The sequence below is a fragment of the Nocardia sp. NPDC003482 genome (genome assembly GCF_053588115.1).
Genome location: NZ_JBSFPI010000011.1, coordinates 197236 through 214906, shown reverse-complemented (window position 1 = coordinate 214906; position 17671 = coordinate 197236). Strand labels below are relative to the sequence as shown.

Below are 17671 nucleotides of genomic sequence, written 5' to 3'. Positions count from 1 at the left end.
GGGACGCCCTCGCCGCCCCGTGCGTCGCCTCGATCGCCCTGTACGAAATTCTGCGGCAGCGCCGGACGTTGTGAACGGGAGTCATGGACCGAGACATCGAATTCAGCAAGGGGCACGGCACCCAGAACGACTTCGTCGTGTTGCCCGATCCCGAGGCCGCCCTCGACCTGTCCGCGAATCGCGTTGCGGCCCTGTGTGATCGGCGGCGCGGCCTCGGCGCGGACGGGGTGCTGCGGGTGGCGCGCGCCGACGCGCTGCTCCGGGCCGGGGTGCTGGCCGAACTGCCCGCGGGCGTCTCCGGCGACGACTGGTTCATGGACTACCGCAACGCCGACGGTTCCATCGCCGAGATGTGCGGCAACGGCGTCCGGGTCTTCGCGCACTACCTCGCCGCGCACGGCTGGGAGAAGCGCCCCGAATTCGTCGTCGGCAGCCGCGCCGGGGCCCGGCCCGTCACCGTGCACGGCTACGACGGCGTGGCGGGCGATGTCACCGTCGCCATGGGCACGGTCCGCTCGCTGGGTGAGTCGACCGCCACCATCGGCGGCCGCGCGCTCTCCGGACTCGGCATCGATGTCGGCAATCCCCACCTGGCCTGCGTCGCCGCCGACCTCACCCCGGCCACGCTCGCGAATCTCGACCTGACGGTCCCGCCCGGCTACGACCCCGAACTCTTCGCCCAGGGCGTCAATATCGAGATCCTCACCCCCCTCGACGCCACCCGCTCGGTCGACATGCGCGTCTACGAACGCGGTGTCGGCGAAACCCGTTCCTGCGGAACGGGAACCGTCGCCGCCGCCAGCGCCGCCCTCGCCGCCGAGGGCTTCGACCTCGCCACCGACGAGGGCGAGGTGCGGGTCCGGGTGCCGGGCGGCGAGGTGACCGTCCGCCTCGCCGACGGCGCGGCCTGGCTGCGCGGCCCCTCGGCGCTCGTGGCCACCGGCCGGATCGCCGGCGAGTGGTGGGCAGGGCTCTGAGCGGCGTCCCCGCGCCACGCCGGAAATAACTCACGTGCGTCCCGTCGTTGGAACGTGGGACCATGGAGGTGTATGAGGAAATCAGAGACGTACGAGTTCACGCCCATCGATGAGCTCGATCACGAGGAGCGCGGCAACGGCTGGCAGCCGGAGCCGACGCTGGGGGAGTTGCAGCTGGACGAACGCAGCGCCTTGCGGCGCGTCGCGGGTCTGTCCACCGAACTCACCGATATCACCGAGGTCGAATACCGGCAGCTGCGCCTCGAGCGCGTCGTGCTCGTCGGTGTGTGGACCGAGGGCAGCGCGGCGCAGGCCGAGGCCAGCATGGCCGAACTCGCCGCCCTGGCCGAGACCGCGGGCTCGCAGGTGCTGGACGCGTTGATCCAGCGGCGCGACAAGCCCGATCCGGCCACCTACATCGGCTCGGGCAAGGCCGACGAACTGCGCGGCGTGGTGCTCGAGTCCGGCGCCGACACCGTCATCTGCGACGGTGAACTGACCCCCGCGCAGCTGACCGCGCTGGAGAAGGTCGTCAAGGTGAAGGTCGTCGACCGCACCGCGCTCATCCTGGACATCTTCGCCCAGCACGCCACCTCGCGCGAGGGCAAGGCCCAGGTCTCGCTCGCCCAGATGGAGTACATGATGCCGCGCCTGCGTGGCTGGGGTGAGTCGATGTCCCGGCAGGCCGGTGGTCGCGCGGGCGGCAGCGGCGGGGGTGTGGGTCTGCGCGGACCCGGTGAGACCAAGATCGAAACGGATCGTCGCCGGATTCGCGAGCGCATGGCCAAACTGCGCCGCGAGATCAAGGAGATGAAGACCGCCCGCGACACCAAGCGGGCCCGCCGCGACGCCAGCGGCATCCCCTCGGTCGCGATCGTCGGCTATACCAACGCGGGTAAGTCCAGTCTGATGAACGCGCTCACCGGCGCGGGTCTGCTGGTGCAGAACGCGCTGTTCGCCACCCTCGATCCGACCACCCGCCGGGCCGCCCTCGAGGACGGCCGAGAGGTCGTGTTCACCGACACGGTCGGCTTCGTCCGGCACCTGCCCACCCAGCTGGTCGAGGCGTTCCGGTCCACCCTGGAGGAGGTCACCGGCGCCGATCTGCTGCTGCACGTCGTCGACGGCTCCGACCCGCTGCCCGAACAGCAGATCAAGGCGGTGCGCGAGGTCGTCACCGACGTCCTGCGCGAATCCGACGCGCCCGCCCCGCCGGAACTGTTGGTGGTCAACAAGATCGACGCACTGCCGCCGACCGAACTGGCGCACCTGCGCGCCCAACTGCCCGGCGCGATCTTCGTCTCCGCCCGCACCGGACAGGGCCTCGACGAACTCCGCGACCGCCTCGCCGAATTCCTGAGCACCCTCGACATGGAGGTCAGCGTCCTCCTGCCCTACACCCGCGGCGACCTCCTCGCCCGAGTCCACTCCGACGGCCGCATCCTGGAGTCCACCCACGAGGAGGGCGGCACCCGAGTCCGAGCCCGGGTACCCCGTGCATTGGTCGGGCCGCTGTCGCAGTACGCGTTCGCGGGTAGCGACGGGGGACATCGGACCGACTGACCGTCGAGTCCGGCCCTCCCTCGCTGCGCTCGGGAACATAGGGTGGGGTCCGTTCGCGAACAGGGTGGTCCCGCGTACCAGGCGGCATGTGTTCGGGAACCAGGGCGTACCTGCTCATATAACGGGGCCCCGTGGACCCTCGTTAGGATGGCGGTTTCGGGAACGCTTGCAGGGAGGGTGCTCTTGTCCGGGAACGTGTCCATGCCCGCGCCGTTGAGTGACGGGGCGCCGATGCACATGTCGTGGGGGGATGTCGAACGGCTGGTGGCCGATGCGCTGGCGGCGCCCGTGCGGGCGTGGAACAGTCCGCGGTTTCACGGGCTGGACAACATTCCGGAGACGGGGCCGGTGCTGCTCGTCGGCAACCACACGCTGCTCGGCGGGATCGATGCGCCGCTGCTGGTGCACGAGATCTGGCTTCGCCGTGGACGTTTGGTGCGCGGATTGGCCGAGAACGTGCTCATGCGGCTCGGTCCGGTGCGCGCCTTCGTGCATCGGCTGGGCAGCGTGCGCGGCACCCGGGAGAACTGCCGCACCCTGCTGGCCAACGGCGAGGCGGTCATCGTCTTCCCCGGCGGCGGCCGGGAGGCCATGGGCCGCAAGGACGAGAAGTACGCGCTGCGCTGGGAGGGCCGAACGGGCTTCGCGCGCATGGCGATCGAGGCCGGGGTGCCCATCCTGCCGGTCGCGATGATCGGCGCCGACGACGTCTTCGATGTCGTCTTCGACGGCGACCATCCGCTCATGTGGCCGCTGCGCCGGACCGTCGAGGCGCTCGGCATCCGCCGCGAACTGACCCCGCCCCTCATGCGCGGCGTCGGCCCCACCTGGATCCCGCGGCCCGAGCGGTTCTACTACTCCATCGGCGAGGCCATCGAGACCACCCCCTGGCGCGACGCGCCCGATCTCGACGCGGCCGCCGCCGAATTGCAAACGGTGGTTCGCAAGGGGCTCGAGGAGGAGCTGCGCTTCCTGCTCGACGAACGCGACCGCGACTCCGGCCGCACCCTGTGGGGTCGCGTGCGGGCCGCGCTGCCCCGCTGAGGTTTACGGGGGTTCAGGTCCGCGTCCTTCGGCGAAGACCCCGAAGCGGCAGAGGTGAGGACCGTTTTACGGGGTCTGAAGTGAACCACGATTCCCTTCCCGGTACCGTATGTGGCACAGGCTGTGTGCCGATGTGGTCACTAGGAGGTCAGCGTGGAGCGCACCCTTTTCGAACCCGAACACGAGCTGTTCCGGGAGTCGTTCCGTAAGTTTCTCGAGCAGCACGTGGCGCCGCACCACGCGAAGTGGGAAGAGCAGGGCATCGTCGATCGGGACGTCTGGCTGGAGGCGGGCAAGCAGGGCTTCCTCGGCATGGCCGTGCCGGAGGAGTACGGCGGCGGGGGTGTGAAGGACTTCCGCTACAACGCGGTCGTCACCGAGGAGGTGACCCGCGCGCAGTACTCGGGCCTCGGCTTCGGCCTGCACAACGACGTCATCGCACCGTACCTGCTGGAGCTGGCGAACGAGGAGCAGAAGCGGCGCTGGCTGCCCGGCTTCTGCGCCGGGGAGATCATCACCGCCATCGCCATGACCGAACCCGGCACCGGCTCGGATCTCCAGGGCATCAAGACCCGCGCCGTGCGCGACGGCGACGACTGGGTTCTCAACGGCGCCAAAACCTTCATCACCAACGGCATCAACTCCGACATCGTGATCGTGGTCGCCCAGACCGATCCGGAGAAGGGCGCGCTGGGCTTCTCGCTGCTGGTCGTCGAGCGCGGCATGCCCGGATTCGAGCGCGGCCGCAACCTGGACAAGATCGGCCTCAAGGCCCAGGACACCGCCGAGCTGAGCTTCACCGACGTCCGCGTCCCCGGCAAGAACCTGCTCGGCACCGAGGGCCAGGGCTTCATCCACCTGATGCAGAACCTCCCGCAGGAGCGCCTGTCCATCGCCGTCATGGCCGCCGCCGCCATGGAGGGCTGCCTGGACATGACGATGCAGTACGTCCGCGACCGCAAGGCGTTCGGCAAACCCATTGGCGCCCAACAGAACACCCGCTTCGTCCTCGCGGAGCTCGCCACCAAGACCACCGCCGTCCGCGTCTTCGTCGACCGCTGCATCGAACTCCTCAACCAGGAGAAGCTCACCGCCGAAGAGGCCGCCATGGCCAAATGGTGGAGCACCGAGGAACAACTCGACCTCATCTCCCGCTGCCTCCAACTCCACGGCGGCTACGGCTACATGCGCGAATACCCCATCGCCAAGGCCTACATGGACGCCCGAGTCCAAACCATCTACGGCGGCACCACCGAAATCATGAAAGAAATCATCGGCCGCTCCCTCAAACTCGCCTGACACCCCCAGGTCTACGAACCCAGCCGCACCCTTTATTCGAATCCGCACCCCTTGTAGAGCCCTGCAAGGGGTGCGTTTGCGAATAAAGGGTGCGGCTGGGGTGCCTTACCAGCGGAGCATGGGGGCGGGGTGGAGGGGGTGGCGGAGGGCGTGGTGGAGGAGGCCCCTCGTGAGCCAGCGGTGGAAGCCTCGGTAGGGGAGGGCTTCGGTGACGGCTCGGACGGCGGGGCGGGGGAGTCCGGCTCGGAGGACGCCTCGGGAGACGTCGACGAGGTCGGCCCGGCGGAAGGTCTCCGCCTCGCGGTCGGGGACCGGGCGCAGCGAATGGTGCTGGAGCACCAGGGTTTTCGCGTGCGTCGGGTCGTCGATGCCGACCTCGGCGGCCAGCTCGTCGAGCAGGGCCGCCGACGGGCCCAGGTAGTCGAACGTGCCCGCCGTCCAGATGCCCAGATCGTGCACCGTCCACGCCAGCGCCGCCTGCTCGGACACCGGGTGCCCGAGCAGCAGCGTCTGGTAGTTCAGGCACCGCAGCACATGGTTGCGGTAGACCGGGGCGTCGTCGGCGAGCGCGTCGGCGTAGCGGGGCAGGATCCCATCGACCACCGGGTGCTCGGTGAGTACCGTGCCCATGGCTCAGACGCTGAACGCGAAGGTCGCGGGCGGGGCGTCGTCGCCGGTCTTCCCGTCGTAGCTCAGGACGTAATTGCCGGTGCCGGGCGCGGGGACCACGAACACCACGTAGTTGCCGGGCTTGTCGATGGTCTGATTCTTCTCCGGCAGTTCGTTGACGGGGCTGCGGTTGTCGGCGACCAGCGACTGCCCGTCGGGGGTCTGCACGCTGAAGAAGTTCTCGAAGACATTCATCCCGCCAGCCGGAACACCCGGTCCGCCAACGATTTTCACGTGCAGCGCGAGCTCGTACTTGCCACGCTCGCCGCGCACGTAGCTGGGCGAGAGCTTCCCGTCGGTGACCTCGATCGTGATCTGCCCCTGGGTCAGCTTGCCGGAGATCGGCAGCACCCGCGGCTGCACGCTGTCCACCTTGCCCGCGGCGGCGAGCGGGATCTTGGTCTGGTTGTCGGACGACTGCCCGTACACCACGGTGATCGAATCCAGTACCTGATCCACGTTCGCCCCGGACTTCAGCGAGGTGGTCACCGTCCCGGTGGCCGTGCCCTTCCCGGGCACGGTCGGCGAATCGAAGATGGCGCCGCTGTCGGTCCGATCCCCGACCTGGAGGAAACCGTTGTCCACGGTCTTGTTCTCGGTGCCGGTGTTCTTGTAGCTGACGTCGATGACCAGCCGCGCCCCGCCCAGCTGATCGGTGACGGTGGCCTTGGTCACGGTGATGTCGAAGCCCTCGAACCACCCCGTCTTGCCGATCGTCCGCACCGGCTGCCCCGCGGTCGGCGAGCCGCTGGCGGGCGCGCCCGCGACGCTGCTCGGCGCCGACACCGAGGACGACACCGCCTTACCCTTCACATCGTCGTCGTTGCATCCGGTGACGAGCAGCGCGGTCATCCCCAGCACCGCCGACGCGGCGACCGCCGTCACAACCCGCGAACCCCGTGTATTCGATCGCACAATTCCTCCTGAAGTCCCCGCCAAAGCGCGGGTCGCACAGGTGAATCCGTGTGCGCCGAACTCACGTTAACCGTTGCGCGCGGTTCGCGGGCCGCTTGTCTTCCCCCCTGAACCCGCCCGTTGCGCGTCCCTGCCCCCCGCATCGTGACGATCAGGCACCGCCCCCAGCGATTCGACCGCAACCGAACGGGTACCTCCCGATCGAAGTGGGTGACCGCTGCCCGCGTATCGGATGGAGGATTTCGGATGACGGTCGACGTCGCACCGGTGACACTGGCGCTGCCCACCCCGCGCGGCGAACTGTCCGAGGCGGTGACGGACCTGCTGCGCGGCGCCACCGACCACGTGGATGTGCCTGTGGCCCAGGCGGATCCGTACGGCGAGGACCTGCACCTGGCCCTGCACACCTGCTACGAACTGCACTACCAGGGATTCACCGCCGTCGATCCCGACCTGGAGTGGGATCCGCGGCTGCTGACCTGGCGCGCCCGGCTCGAGCGGCGCTTCCTCGACGCCCTGCGCGCGGACGTCGCGGGCGGCGCCGACCTCGAGGCCGAACTGGGGCAACTGCTCGTCGAACCGATCGAGGCCACCGGCGTCGGCGCGTTCCTGCGCGACGAGGGCGAGTGGTGGCACATGCGCGAGTACTTCGCGCACCGCTCGATCTACCACCTCAAGGAGGCCGACCCCTACGCGTGGGCGATCCCGCGCCTGCGCGGCCAGGCCAAGGCCGCCCTCGTCGCCGTCGAATTCGACGAGTACGGGGGCGGGCGCGGCGATCGCGTGCACGCGCGGCTGTTCGCGGATCTGCTCGACGGCGCCGGACTGAACTCGGACTACCTGCACTACCTCGACGTCGTCCCCGCGCCCATGCTGGCCCTGGTCAACATGATGTCGCTGTTCGGCCTGCACCGGCGCTGGCGCGGCGCGCTCGTCGGCCACTTCGCCACGGTCGAGATCACCTCCTCGCCCGCGTCGCGCCGCATGGTCGAGGCCCTGACCCGGCTCGACGCCGACCCGGCGTGCGTGTCGTTCTACACCGAGCACATCGAGGCCGACGCCGTCCACGAACAGATCATGCGCCGCGACGTCATCGCCGACCTGCTCACCCGCGAACCCGACCTCACCGCATCCGTCGTCCTCGGCATCCAGGTCACCAACCTGCTCGAGACCCGCATCGAACAGCATGTGCTGCACGACAGCTGGCGCTCCGGCAAGAGTTCCCTCCTGGCCCCCGGCCTGAATCACGACGGATAACTTCCGGCATTCGGGTTATCCGGGCGGTGTGATCATCTTTCGCCCACCGGGGGTTTACCGGCCACAGGACGACACGGAGCTGTTGATTCGGGCCATGACCACCGCACCCGTCCCCCGCGGCGGCACGGTTCTGGAGGTCTGCACCGGTTCGGGCGCGGTGGCCATCGCGGCCGCGAAGGCGGGGGCCGGACGGGTGGTGGCGGTGGATGTGGCGCGCCGGGCCGCGTTCGCCGCGCGGTTCAACAGCCGCGTGCGCCGGGCGTCGATCGAGGTGCGGCACGGCGACTTCACCGAGGTGATCACTGAACCGGGGTTCGATATGGTCCTGGCGAACCCGCCGTACGTCCCCTGCCCGGACGGTCTTCCCGACTCGGGCCCGGAACGCGCCTGGGACGCGGGCGCGGACGGCCGCGTCGTTCTCGATCGCCTGTGCCTGATGATGCCCCGCCTCCTCAACCACCGGGGCGTGGCGCTGATCGTCCACTCCGGCATCTGCGATACGGGCTTGACCCTGGGACTCCTCCGCGCGGGTGGGCTCAAGGCCGCCGAAGTGGCCCGCGCCACAGTCCCTTTCGGCCCCGTCATGCGGTCGCGCGCCGCCTGGCTGGAATCCGCTGGCCTCATCGAACCCGGCCAGCGTCACGAGGAGCTGGTGGTGATCCGTGCCGACCGAACCCAGCCGTGAGCGCCGCCGCGTCGTCCTCACGAAGGACGGCCCCGCGCTGATCGAGGGGCCCGTCGAATTGGTCCTGGACGACGGAACCGTGGTCATCTCCGATCGATTCGTGGTCGCGTTGTGTCAGTGCAAGCGGTCCAAAGACTTTCCGCTGTGCGACACAAGCCATCGCAAACGCCGTCGCCGCGAATGAGTTCCGCCCCACGCGCGGTTGCGTTTTCGTCAGCGTGGGCCGAGAACACGCCCTAGTCTGGATGGACGATGCTTTTGGCCTTGGCGCTGGGGAGCACATGGAGATCACACAGGTGCTGGGATCGGCACATCGGCGAGGTTGCTTCGAGGACCCGCCGACGTATCGGCGGGCCGTATTCGATGATCTACCCGCGATCGCGCGGATCGAACACGAGGTCTTCGACGAGCCGTACCGATATCTCATGTTGCGGCAACTCTTCGATCTACACGGCTCGGCCTGGGTCGTCTGCGAGTTGAACGGCGCCATCATCGGATACGCGTTGAGCCTCGAAAAGGACCGTCGCGCACTGCTGTTCACATTCGCGATGTCCCCCGAGTTCCGGCACAGAGGCTACGCGAAGGCTCTGCTCGAGGAGGCGCTGGATTGCAGCCGACGGCTCGGCGCCGAGGTCGAATACCTCACGGTATGGCCCGACAACCGCTCCGCGGTCACCTTGTTCGAGAACGCGGGATTCGTTCGGACGAAAGAGGACGCCCGGTATTTCGGCGAGGGCGAACCACGCTATCTGTACGAATTACCGCTCTGCCGTCCCTGACTGCGACGCCCCGCCTCTCACCGTTCGTCGGCCCGTTGCAATTCCGTGGCTGTACGCGACCGATGTGATTACCAGTCGGTCTCGAACGCCTTGTGCCGCAACGCGTCCAGCGTCGCCACCGACACATTGTCCCGTAATCGATCCGTCAGCGTTGTCCACTGCCGGGAGAAGCCGGGTTCGGTCTGGAGGTTCTTCCACAGGGCGCGCATCGTCGGTGGGGTGTGTGCGCCGGGCATCCACAGTCCGGTGAGGTGCTGGAGCAGCGGTCCGAGGATGTCGAGGCGTTCGCGGCTGGTTCCGGCGAATCGGTCGGCCTTCTCCAGGGTCGCGGCCAGGGTTGTCAGCAGCCAGTCGTGGGTCGCGAGATCCTCGCAGAAGCGTTGTGCGGCATCCAGATCCGGCTCCGAACGCAGGGCCAACCGCACGGTTCGGGTGGTGGCGTCGTCCAGTCGCAGCCGCACCGTGGGGGCGACATCACCGCGGACGTGCGCGATCCAGCGCAGCCTGGTCGTGCGCGCGTGGATCGGTGGCGACTGGTCCAGCCGCTCGTCGGCTCGGACGCGGCCGAGCAGCCGCTCGCTGATCGACGCCATGTCCAGGGTGTCCGGTCGGTCGTCGCCGCCGAGATAGCCTTCGGCTAAAGCGTTTTCGGCGGTGGTGCGCTCGGGCAGACGATCGATCACCTCCGTCACCCCCTTCCGGCCGAGGTAGTGCGACCATGTCCGGCGGCGGCGTTCGGCGGCACGCACCACGCGGGTCCGAGCCGAGGATTGCAGCAACCGACCGCCCACCAGCACCACGCGGGTGGCGACCGTGCCGACGATCCGGACGGCGTCCGCGCCCATCGGCAGAGCGCAGTCGACGCCGACGGCCATCGTCGGCGAAATCGCCAGTGTGCCCGGCCTTTCCCGCCACAGCACATCCCGTCCCGGCATCAGGGCCAGCAGTTCTCCGGCCTCGTCGCGGGTCAGCGCGGCCGCTGTCGGCAACAGGCAGGTCCGTATCTCACCGAGTACGACCAGGGGCGCGGGCGACGCCATCGCGGTCACGACCCGTCGAGGAGCAGATGGGCCAAGCGCTCGGAAACAGTGCGGGACACGGTGACCGGGACCTCGTCCTCCGCCCCTCGGCGGACGACCTCGTCCATCACATCGTCGTCCAGATCCAGATGGTCGAGGATCACCCGCACCGCGTGCTCGATGCTGAGGTAGCGCTTGGGCAGCATCGACAATGTCTGGTAGGCGGCGAAGGGCGCCGCCGTCGGAACGAGCTGCACGACCGGCGGCACCTCGTGCCACCGCTTCGGCCACGGCTCACCGGTCCGCCACAGGTACGGATTCACTACGGGCGCACCGTGATAGCGCAACATGCCCAGCCGCATCAATTGCCACACCGCGGCGAGGAACGGGGACGACCATCGGGTCGTAGCCCTTCCGTCGACCATGGTGGTGCTCCACATCTCCACGTCCATGAAGATCGAATGTTCCCGGCGGCCGAACTCCTCCGGCGGCCGATACGTCCGCTCGCGCATGGCCTGCGCCGATTCGCCCTCCGAGGACCGACGGCCGTTGCACAACCACCCCGATTCCGCCGTGGGCGGGCGGCTACCGGTGTCGGATGGCGCGGGTTCGGCCACGATACGGGCGGCCACCATCTCCGCTACGGGAATGGGCTCACTTACGGGCACGCCGTGCGCGAACGGTGAACTTCGAACACAACCTGATTCCCTTGCGAGGTAATCGATTCCGAGACCCGCTCGCCGCGCCGCGCCGAGCAGCTCGGTGATCACCGCCGCCGCATCGGTCTCGGATTGAAAGTAGTCGTCGAGCAGATAGCACGTGCTGACCCGAGCGCCGTTTCCGAATTGGATCCGGGCGGATTCCACGAACGCCGCCACCAGCGGAACGATACGACGGAATTCCCTTTCGACATACGAAGAATCGCCCGAAATGGTGTCGAGGACGAAATGCCCCACCTCGATGGACAGGTGCGACATCGGCACCCCCGCCATCCACGGCTGCTCGGTCGCCTCGACATAGGTCCGCGAGTCGCGCATCAGAGTCTCTCCCAAGTGGCGTGATCGACGAGCCGTCGCGCCGACTCGGCGTAGGCGCGTACGGTCTCGGCGTTGGCGATCCCGCTGTTCACGTCGGCATCGAGCACGATCTGCTCCCGCCACTGCAACACCGGTTCGAATGGGATCATCCCGAGGACCGCGGTCGTGCCGAGACCATTGGCAGAGGCCAATCGTTTCAGACTCGCGTCTTGGTCGCGAATCCACATGCCCTGCACCGGGCAGGGCGCGACCCCGGCATCGGCTACCGCCGTGCGAACACTGCGCAGCGAGCCGAGCAGCGCGTCCCTGTCGTGCCCGACCGCGACGCCGGTGGCGAGCAGCCCGTTCCCGCCGTGCACCAGTCCCGCCGCGGCCAGGATGTGCTGCCGCGTCCACCGATGGAAGACCAGCCACCGGACGATCCGGGTGCGCAGGTCGGGCAGCGCGGTCGTTCGCACGGCGATCTCGAGGGCCGCGGACCGGCCCGCGCTCACATCGATCACCACCACCTCGAACTCCTGATCCAGCGCCACGAGGAATTCACCGCACCGCCGGACCACCGCCTCGTCGCAGGTCAGGAATTCGGCCCCACCCTCGTCCCCGGGCAGCAGCGCCAATCTGCCCGCGCGCGAACCGATTCGGCGCAGCTGGCGGCGATCGGTCGCCGAGCCGACATCGACGCGCTGGACGGTTCCGCTCTCGCCGAGCAGATAGGAATGCACCCCCCGATTCCCCGAAACACCACGCTCGAGCGAGCCGATCTCGAAAAGCGAGCCGGCCGTGGGTGATCCGAGATCGAAGTCGACATAGGCGACATTCGAGCCCGTCAGGCACAGCCGGTAGGCGATATTGCCGCTCGTCACCGAACGCCCGGTGCCGCCCTTGTCGGAGACGGAGAACACCAGCATCACGGTTCGCTTCCGCGTCGCGCGTCCTGCCGGGCATACGCGAGCTCGTCCAGGTCGGTGAGAGCCCGGGTCGCGAGACTGAACGCGGTGCCGGGGCGCTCGTACAGCACCGCGCGGGCACGGTCGAGCGACTGCGCGATCCGGTTGAGCGCGGTCCACTTCGGCGAAAGGTAGTCCTCGCTGATCAGCAGCCGTTCCTGATTGTGCAGATGTTCTGCCTCACTGAGCAATTCGACCGCGCGCATCGTCATGGTCTGCGGCGCGAGCGGCGGTTCCCCGAAACTCGCATAGGCGAGCACCAGGCATTCCATCACCCGCTCGGTCAGGAACCACGACGGAAGATCGTCCCCGAACCCGGTCTCGTCCCACAACCCGGCCGCCGGGCCGTGCCGCAGCATCCGTTGATCGAGATGGTCCATCGCCGCCTCCGCCAGCGCCATGAGCTGATCGCGGGTGTCGACCGTGGTGCGCGACCGCGCGGCCCGGAGGGCGCTCGCGAGCAGCAGCGTGACGAAATCCGGTGCGTACCAGACCATTCGCGGCCCGCCCGTGATCGCCTCGCTGCCCGCCAACGCGATTCGCGCTCCCGGATGCCGCGCGAACGCGGCCGGGTCGTGGTCCGTCGGCCGGCCGGTCACCCGGGCCCGCCGCCCCAGCTGATCGAGCACCGCCACCGCTCGTGCCAGGTCGTCGGTGCTCTCCCGCGCGACCAGATCCCGCACGAGTACGGCCGCCACCGCCAGACTGGAGTACTCCGACTCCTCCCCGTCGGACGTGCGCCACGGAATGTCCTCCAACGGCCACCGGCTCGTACCGAACCGCGCGACGGTCGACCAGTAGCGCTCGGTCAGTTCCAGCCGCAGTCGCAACGCGTCGGCCAGTGTCCGCTGGGCCTCGTCGAGCAGGTCGAGTTCCCGAACGCGTTGCGCGGAGAGATCTCCGATCCCGTCGAGCGCCACCCTCGTGAAGTACAGCGAGGGGCGCGCGGCGGCGTACCCGGGCGTCTCGCCCGCCCGATCGGATACGCCCCAGCTCCAACCGCATTCGAACAGCAGCCGCTCGTCGGCCACATCGGTCTCGGCGCTGCGACCGAGCCGAACCTCGTCGGCGGCCCGCACGCGCAGCTGCTCCAGCCGTCTCGACAGGGCCTCGATGAACTCGTCGCCGGTCGGGTCGCCCTGGTCGAGCATGCTCGTGATGGCGCGCCCGGCATCGGATTTCGGATCCGGGGTGTGCATCACGAAGCCGCGCACCAGCCCCGTCATCGCGGCGGTGAGCCGGATGCGGATGCCGTTCTCGACGGCGTCGATGCGCGGCTCGAGCTCTCGGGCCTCCCGCCGGACCTCACCCGAGACGAATCGCCGGAAACCGTGCAGAAAGCGCAGCCCGGACATGCTCAGGCGCAACGAGATCGAGTACGCGGCGACGGTCTCGACGTCGTACCGTCCGTCGGTCGGCGCGTCATCGCCTTCGATCCGGAGATACCCGCGCGCACCGAAATCCGGCTCGCCGTCGCTCGTGGTGTGCCGAGCGAGGTACTCCTCGAGCAGCCCCACCAGCACGCCGCCGACGCGCACGGGTCCGCCGACGGCGCCCAACGCCCGCGCGACGTCGGGAGCGACGTCATTCGGCCGGTCCAGCGCGAACGCGTCGATCTCGGTCGCCGGATACAACAAGCACAGCAACTGCTCCGCGTCGCTGACCGAATCACTCCCGTACCGACCGCCCCATCGCCATCCGCCGTCGACCCAGCTGTACTCCAGCACCGCTCGCCACAGCTCCGACAACTGTTGCCGCGGCCGCATTCTCATGGCACCCCTCGCCCCGCCCTCCGGTGTCCGCCGGATCTCGACACCAGTGTGCTCCCACGACCCTCGACCCGCCCGGGAAAGCGGAAATCACCACCACCGCAGGATCGGCCCCAACCGCCGCTCCAACTCCGGCGCCACCGACCGCGCGTAACTCGCCGTCAGATGATGTTCGTCGTGATACACCAGCACATTCCCCACCACCACCGGACAAACATCGTTGTCGCAGAACGCGTCCGTGAGATCGAGGGGAAACACATTGGGAAACGCCGCGGCCGGGGCCGCCGCCGGGTCGACCGGGGCCAGCGCGTCGGAGCGCCGCATGCCGCAGCCGGTGGCGGTGCCGCCGTCGGCCAGGCAGTCGATGGCGCGGTAGCGAACCCCGTTGCGGCGCAACCACGGTGTGTCGCGGATGGCGAGGACGTCGAGGCCGCGTTCGGACAGGGCCGACCACACGTCGAGGTAGTCGTTGGGGGTTTCGTCGCCGCCCGCGTCGGCCGGTCGGGTCGCGGTGGTGAAGACCCAGTCGGGGCGTTCGGCGGCGAGCAGGTCGATCACCTCGCGGGACCAGTCGCGGCAGTCGGGGTTGGGTTCGCCCTTGTAGCTGACCTCCTCGGCGAGGGTGAGCGGGCAACCCATCTTCAGGTGGACCAGCAGGCGGAAGCCGTGGCGTTCGGCCAGGGTCTGTAGCGCGGGCATCCAGTGTTCGGCATGGGAGTTGCCGACGACGGCGAGGGTGCGGGCGGCGGTGGTGTCGCCGTAGACGCAGGTGATCACGGCGCGGGTGTTCCAGTCGGCGATGCAGCCGTCGCGGGTGGGCGCGGGGAGTTCGGCGGGAGCGTCGTAGACGGTGGGTCGCATGGGCGCCGGTGGCGTGGGCAGGCCCTCGGTCAGCGCGAGTGCGCCGGGATAGGACGACGGATTCAGATTCTGCGTGGGCCGTGGGGGATTGGCCTGCAACACCACATGCCAGGCCACCACCGCGGTCACCAGCGCCATTCCGGTGGCGGTCACCAGCACGCCGACCGCGCGGCGGTAGCACACGGCCGCGCGCCGGATGACGGTGTCGCGCAACGGTTGTTCGACGAGTCGATGGGTGAGGTACGCCAGCGCGAGCGAGGCCGCGCACACGCCGAGTCCGGTGGTGAGCCCGGCACGCGGCGCGCCCGTCTCGGCCAGCACGAGCACCAGCAGCGGCCAGTGCCACAGGTACAGCGCGTAGGCCACCTCGCCCAGCAGGACCGGCGCGGCGGCCGACAGCAGCCGATTGGGGACCGGCATCCGCTCCGGTTCCGTATTCGCCCCGGACACGATCAGTGCCAGGGCCGCGCCCACCGGCAGCAGCGCCGCCGGACCGGGGAATACGTGCACCCCGTCGAAGATCACCCCGCACAACAGCACTCCGGCGAGTCCGGCCGCGGCCAGCAGCGCCCGCGTCAGGCGCGGCGGCGACAGATACGGCGCGACGAGCGCCAGCCCGGCCCCGGCCAGCAATTCCCATGCGCGCGCGGCACTGTCGTAGTAGTTCCAGCCCTGATGCACCGAAACGCCGTGCGCCGCATAGCCGAACGACGTCGCCGCCCCGGCGACGATCACCGCGCCGAGCAGCGGCCGGATCGCGCTGGGCTGGCGCAGGATTCGGCACAGCAGCGCGATCGCCGCCAGCGTCAGCAGCGCCGCGACATAGAACTGCCCCTGCACCGCCATCGACCACAGATGCTGGAGCGGGCTCACCGACGGGTCGGCGGCCAGATAGTCCGTCCAGGTCAGCGCCAACTGCCAATTCTGGTAGTACAGCAGCGATGCCAGCGTCTGCCGCGCCAGCTCCGACCACTGCGTCACCGGCCGCAGCAGCACGGTCGCGCCGACGACGGCCGCCAGCACAACCACCAGCGCGGGCAGCAGCCGCCGCGCCAGCCGTCGCAGGGTGGCGGGGACCGAGACCGTCTCGGCGCGGCGCAGCAGGGATCCGGTGAAGAAGAAACCGGACAACACGAGGAAGACGTCGACGCCGCCCGACACCCGCCCGACCCAGACGTGGAAGACCACGACGAGGCCGATCGCGATGCCGCGCAAGCCGTCCAGATCGCGGCGGTAGCCGCCGGTCCGCGCGCCGGCGGCGGCCGCGATCGTCGCGGTATCGGTCACCATCGCGGCGCGATCACCCGCGATGGGTGGCACGAATCGTCGACCGTCGGATGAACAGCGAGTGGATGCGGCACGACATCTCTTTATCACGCAAACGTCGCATGCCGCTCATCGGCGTCCCGTCGGCGTGGCGTGCCGGGCACGGCGGCGGACTTGTGGTCGCGTACGAAGGATCGGCGCCGCGCTACGTGAGATTCACCGAATGCTCACCAGCGGGCCTGTCGAGGGCTTAAAGTTGTTGACCGACAACGGAGTTGGCAGTTCGTCGAATTCGCGGTTGCGCACCCCGTCGTGGAAGGCGTCGAGTTCGTCCTGGTCGAAGACCAGTTCCACACCGGGCGTGGGTTGCGTTGTGGCGGCACGGAACACGTACATCCCGTCGGCGCGGCGGGTGACCGTCAGCGGGCAGGCCGGGGCACGGCCCTCCCGCACCCCGGCCTGATAGGCGTCGAACTGCTCGTCGGTGAACAGCAGCAACTCGCCGAGCGGCAGCTCGGTGGCGGGAGTGATGCGATCGGTGGCGCGCTTGTCGTCCCAGACCGCGGTCCAGCCCTGCTTGCGCGCGACGCGGACGCAGTTCTGGTTGGGCGAGCTGGCGCGTGCCTTGTGGAATTCGCCCGCGGTGAAGGTCGGTAGCAGCGTCATTGGTGTTGCCTTTCTACGGAGTAAAGCTCCAGGCGCGCGGGGACGGACGCCCACGCGCCTGCGCGTCGCCTATGGCTTGTAGCCGACGGCGGCGAAATTACACGGCCGTGCCGGATCCTGGGAATCCACCGGTTCGGTGGGCCGCCAATCGGGCGCGTGCACCAGGCCGGGCTCGACGAGCTCGAAACCGTCGAAGAACGCTGCGAATTCGTCGCGAGAACGACTGATGGCCGGATCGGACGTCTGTTTGTACAGTTCCGTGAGGGCCAGTATCCGGTCCTTGACCTCCGCCGACGCCTCGCTCAGCGACGCGTGGCTCATCGCCACATAGCTTCCCGCGGGCAGCCGGTCGCGCAACTGCGCCATCAGTTCGTAGGGCCGATCGCTGTCGGGCACGAACGGCCACACGCTCACCAGCAGGAGCCCGATCGGGGCGTCGAAGTCGAGCAGGCGGCGGGTCTCGGCGTGCTCGAGGATCAGGTCCGGGCAGCGCAGATCGGCCTCGACCACCGCGGTGCTGTCCAGGGCGTGCTGCCCCTCGAGCAGGTCCTGGGCGCGGGTGACGGCCTCGAGATCGTTGTCCACGTAGACCACCCGGCTCTCCGGGGCCGTCTCCCGGGCCACCTCGTGCGTGTTGCCGACCGTGGGCAGCCCGGAGCCGATGTCGAGGAACTGCCGAATCCCCTGCGCCACCATGAATCTCGTGGCCCGCTGGAGGAAGCCGCGATTGTGCCGGGCCCAGACGTCGGCGTAGGGGAAGGTCCGGAAGATCTTCTCGCCGAACGCCTTGTCGACCTCGAAGACCGCCTCACCCGACAGGTAGTAGTGATACATCCGGGCCGCCGAGGGACGCCCGGCGTCGATCGCGCGTGACCGGAATTCCTGGTCGCTCATTGCCCTTGCCCTTTTCATCCCTGC

17 protein-coding genes are annotated in these 17671 nt (G+C 69.0%); 8 read left to right on the top strand and 9 right to left on the bottom strand.

Annotated elements, in window-relative coordinates:
• The first annotated feature begins 95 nt into the window (after positions 1-95).
• From dapF to ACWDSJ_RS19510, 4 genes are all read left to right on the top strand, one after another.
• A complete protein-coding gene (dapF, locus tag ACWDSJ_RS19525; protein ID WP_450033504.1) occupies positions 96-977 on the top strand; it encodes a diaminopimelate epimerase in 882 nt (293 codons plus the stop codon).
• Positions 978-1049: 72 nt separating this feature from the next.
• Positions 1050-2540: a GTPase HflX gene (hflX, locus tag ACWDSJ_RS19520; protein WP_450033447.1), complete on the top strand. Its 1491-nt coding sequence runs from the start codon at positions 1050-1052 to the stop codon at positions 2538-2540.
• A 183-nt stretch (positions 2541-2723) separates the two neighbouring features.
• Complete coding sequence (locus ACWDSJ_RS19515; RefSeq protein WP_450033446.1) at positions 2724-3584, top strand: lysophospholipid acyltransferase family protein; 861 nt, start codon at positions 2724-2726, stop codon at positions 3582-3584.
• A 153-nt stretch (positions 3585-3737) separates the two neighbouring features.
• Positions 3738-4883: an acyl-CoA dehydrogenase family protein gene (locus ACWDSJ_RS19510; protein WP_450033445.1), complete on the top strand. Its 1146-nt coding sequence runs from the start codon at positions 3738-3740 to the stop codon at positions 4881-4883.
• A 105-nt stretch (positions 4884-4988) separates the two neighbouring features.
• On the opposite strand, the gene ACWDSJ_RS19505 is transcribed toward ACWDSJ_RS19510, so the two are convergent.
• A complete protein-coding gene (locus tag ACWDSJ_RS19505; protein ID WP_450033444.1) occupies positions 4989-5513 on the bottom strand; it encodes a hypothetical protein in 525 nt (174 codons plus the stop codon).
• Positions 5514-5516: 3 nt separating this feature from the next.
• Positions 5517-6437 carry a hypothetical protein gene (locus ACWDSJ_RS19500; protein ID WP_450033443.1) on the bottom strand — a complete coding sequence of 307 codons (921 nt, stop codon included), beginning with the start codon at positions 6435-6437 and terminating at the stop codon, positions 5517-5519.
• 276 nt (positions 6438-6713) lie between these two features.
• Here ACWDSJ_RS19500 and ACWDSJ_RS19495 point away from each other — a divergent pair, with 276 nt between their 5' ends.
• From ACWDSJ_RS19495 to ACWDSJ_RS19480, 4 genes are all read left to right on the top strand, one after another.
• Positions 6714-7724 (top strand): iron-containing redox enzyme family protein, encoded by a 1011-nt coding sequence (locus ACWDSJ_RS19495; RefSeq protein WP_450033442.1) that lies wholly within the window; start codon positions 6714-6716, stop codon positions 7722-7724.
• Between the two features lie 28 nt (positions 7725-7752).
• Positions 7753-8409: a HemK2/MTQ2 family protein methyltransferase gene (locus ACWDSJ_RS19490; protein WP_450033441.1), complete on the top strand. Its 657-nt coding sequence runs from the start codon at positions 7753-7755 to the stop codon at positions 8407-8409.
• Positions 8387-8593, top strand: coding sequence for a CDGSH iron-sulfur domain-containing protein (locus ACWDSJ_RS19485; protein WP_450033440.1), 207 nt, complete (start codon positions 8387-8389; stop codon positions 8591-8593). The genes ACWDSJ_RS19490 and ACWDSJ_RS19485 overlap by 23 nt, the downstream gene beginning before the upstream one ends.
• 97 nt (positions 8594-8690) lie before the next feature.
• Positions 8691-9188 carry an N-acetyltransferase family protein gene (locus tag ACWDSJ_RS19480; protein ID WP_450033439.1) on the top strand — a complete coding sequence of 166 codons (498 nt, stop codon included), beginning with the start codon at positions 8691-8693 and terminating at the stop codon, positions 9186-9188.
• A 68-nt stretch (positions 9189-9256) separates the two neighbouring features.
• Here ACWDSJ_RS19480 and ACWDSJ_RS19475 read toward each other — a convergent pair whose 3' ends face one another.
• From ACWDSJ_RS19475 to ACWDSJ_RS19445, 7 genes are all read right to left on the bottom strand, one after another.
• A complete protein-coding gene (locus ACWDSJ_RS19475; protein ID WP_450033438.1) occupies positions 9257-10228 on the bottom strand; it encodes an SCO2521 family protein in 972 nt (323 codons plus the stop codon).
• A gap of 5 nt (positions 10229-10233) precedes the next feature.
• Positions 10234-11244, bottom strand: a complete 1011-nt coding sequence (locus tag ACWDSJ_RS19470) for an SCO2522 family protein (protein ID WP_450033437.1) — start codon at positions 11242-11244, stop codon at positions 10234-10236.
• Complete coding sequence (locus tag ACWDSJ_RS19465) at positions 11244-12152, bottom strand: SCO2523 family variant P-loop protein (protein ID WP_450033436.1); 909 nt, start codon at positions 12150-12152, stop codon at positions 11244-11246. Before ACWDSJ_RS19465 ends, ACWDSJ_RS19470 begins: the two co-directional genes overlap by 1 nt.
• Complete coding sequence (locus ACWDSJ_RS19460) at positions 12152-13963, bottom strand: SCO2524 family protein (RefSeq protein WP_450033435.1); 1812 nt, start codon at positions 13961-13963, stop codon at positions 12152-12154. The genes ACWDSJ_RS19465 and ACWDSJ_RS19460 overlap by 1 nt, the downstream gene beginning before the upstream one ends.
• Before the next feature lie 87 nt (positions 13964-14050).
• Complete coding sequence (locus ACWDSJ_RS19455) at positions 14051-16111, bottom strand: acyltransferase family protein (RefSeq protein WP_450033503.1); 2061 nt, start codon at positions 16109-16111, stop codon at positions 14051-14053.
• Between the two features lie 192 nt (positions 16112-16303).
• A complete protein-coding gene (locus ACWDSJ_RS19450; protein ID WP_387356431.1) occupies positions 16304-16753 on the bottom strand; it encodes a hypothetical protein in 450 nt (149 codons plus the stop codon).
• A gap of 69 nt (positions 16754-16822) precedes the next feature.
• Entirely contained in the window at positions 16823-17647 is an 825-nt protein-coding gene (locus tag ACWDSJ_RS19445) for an SAM-dependent methyltransferase (RefSeq protein ID WP_450033434.1), read from the bottom strand.
• Positions 17648-17671 lie beyond the last annotated feature (24 nt).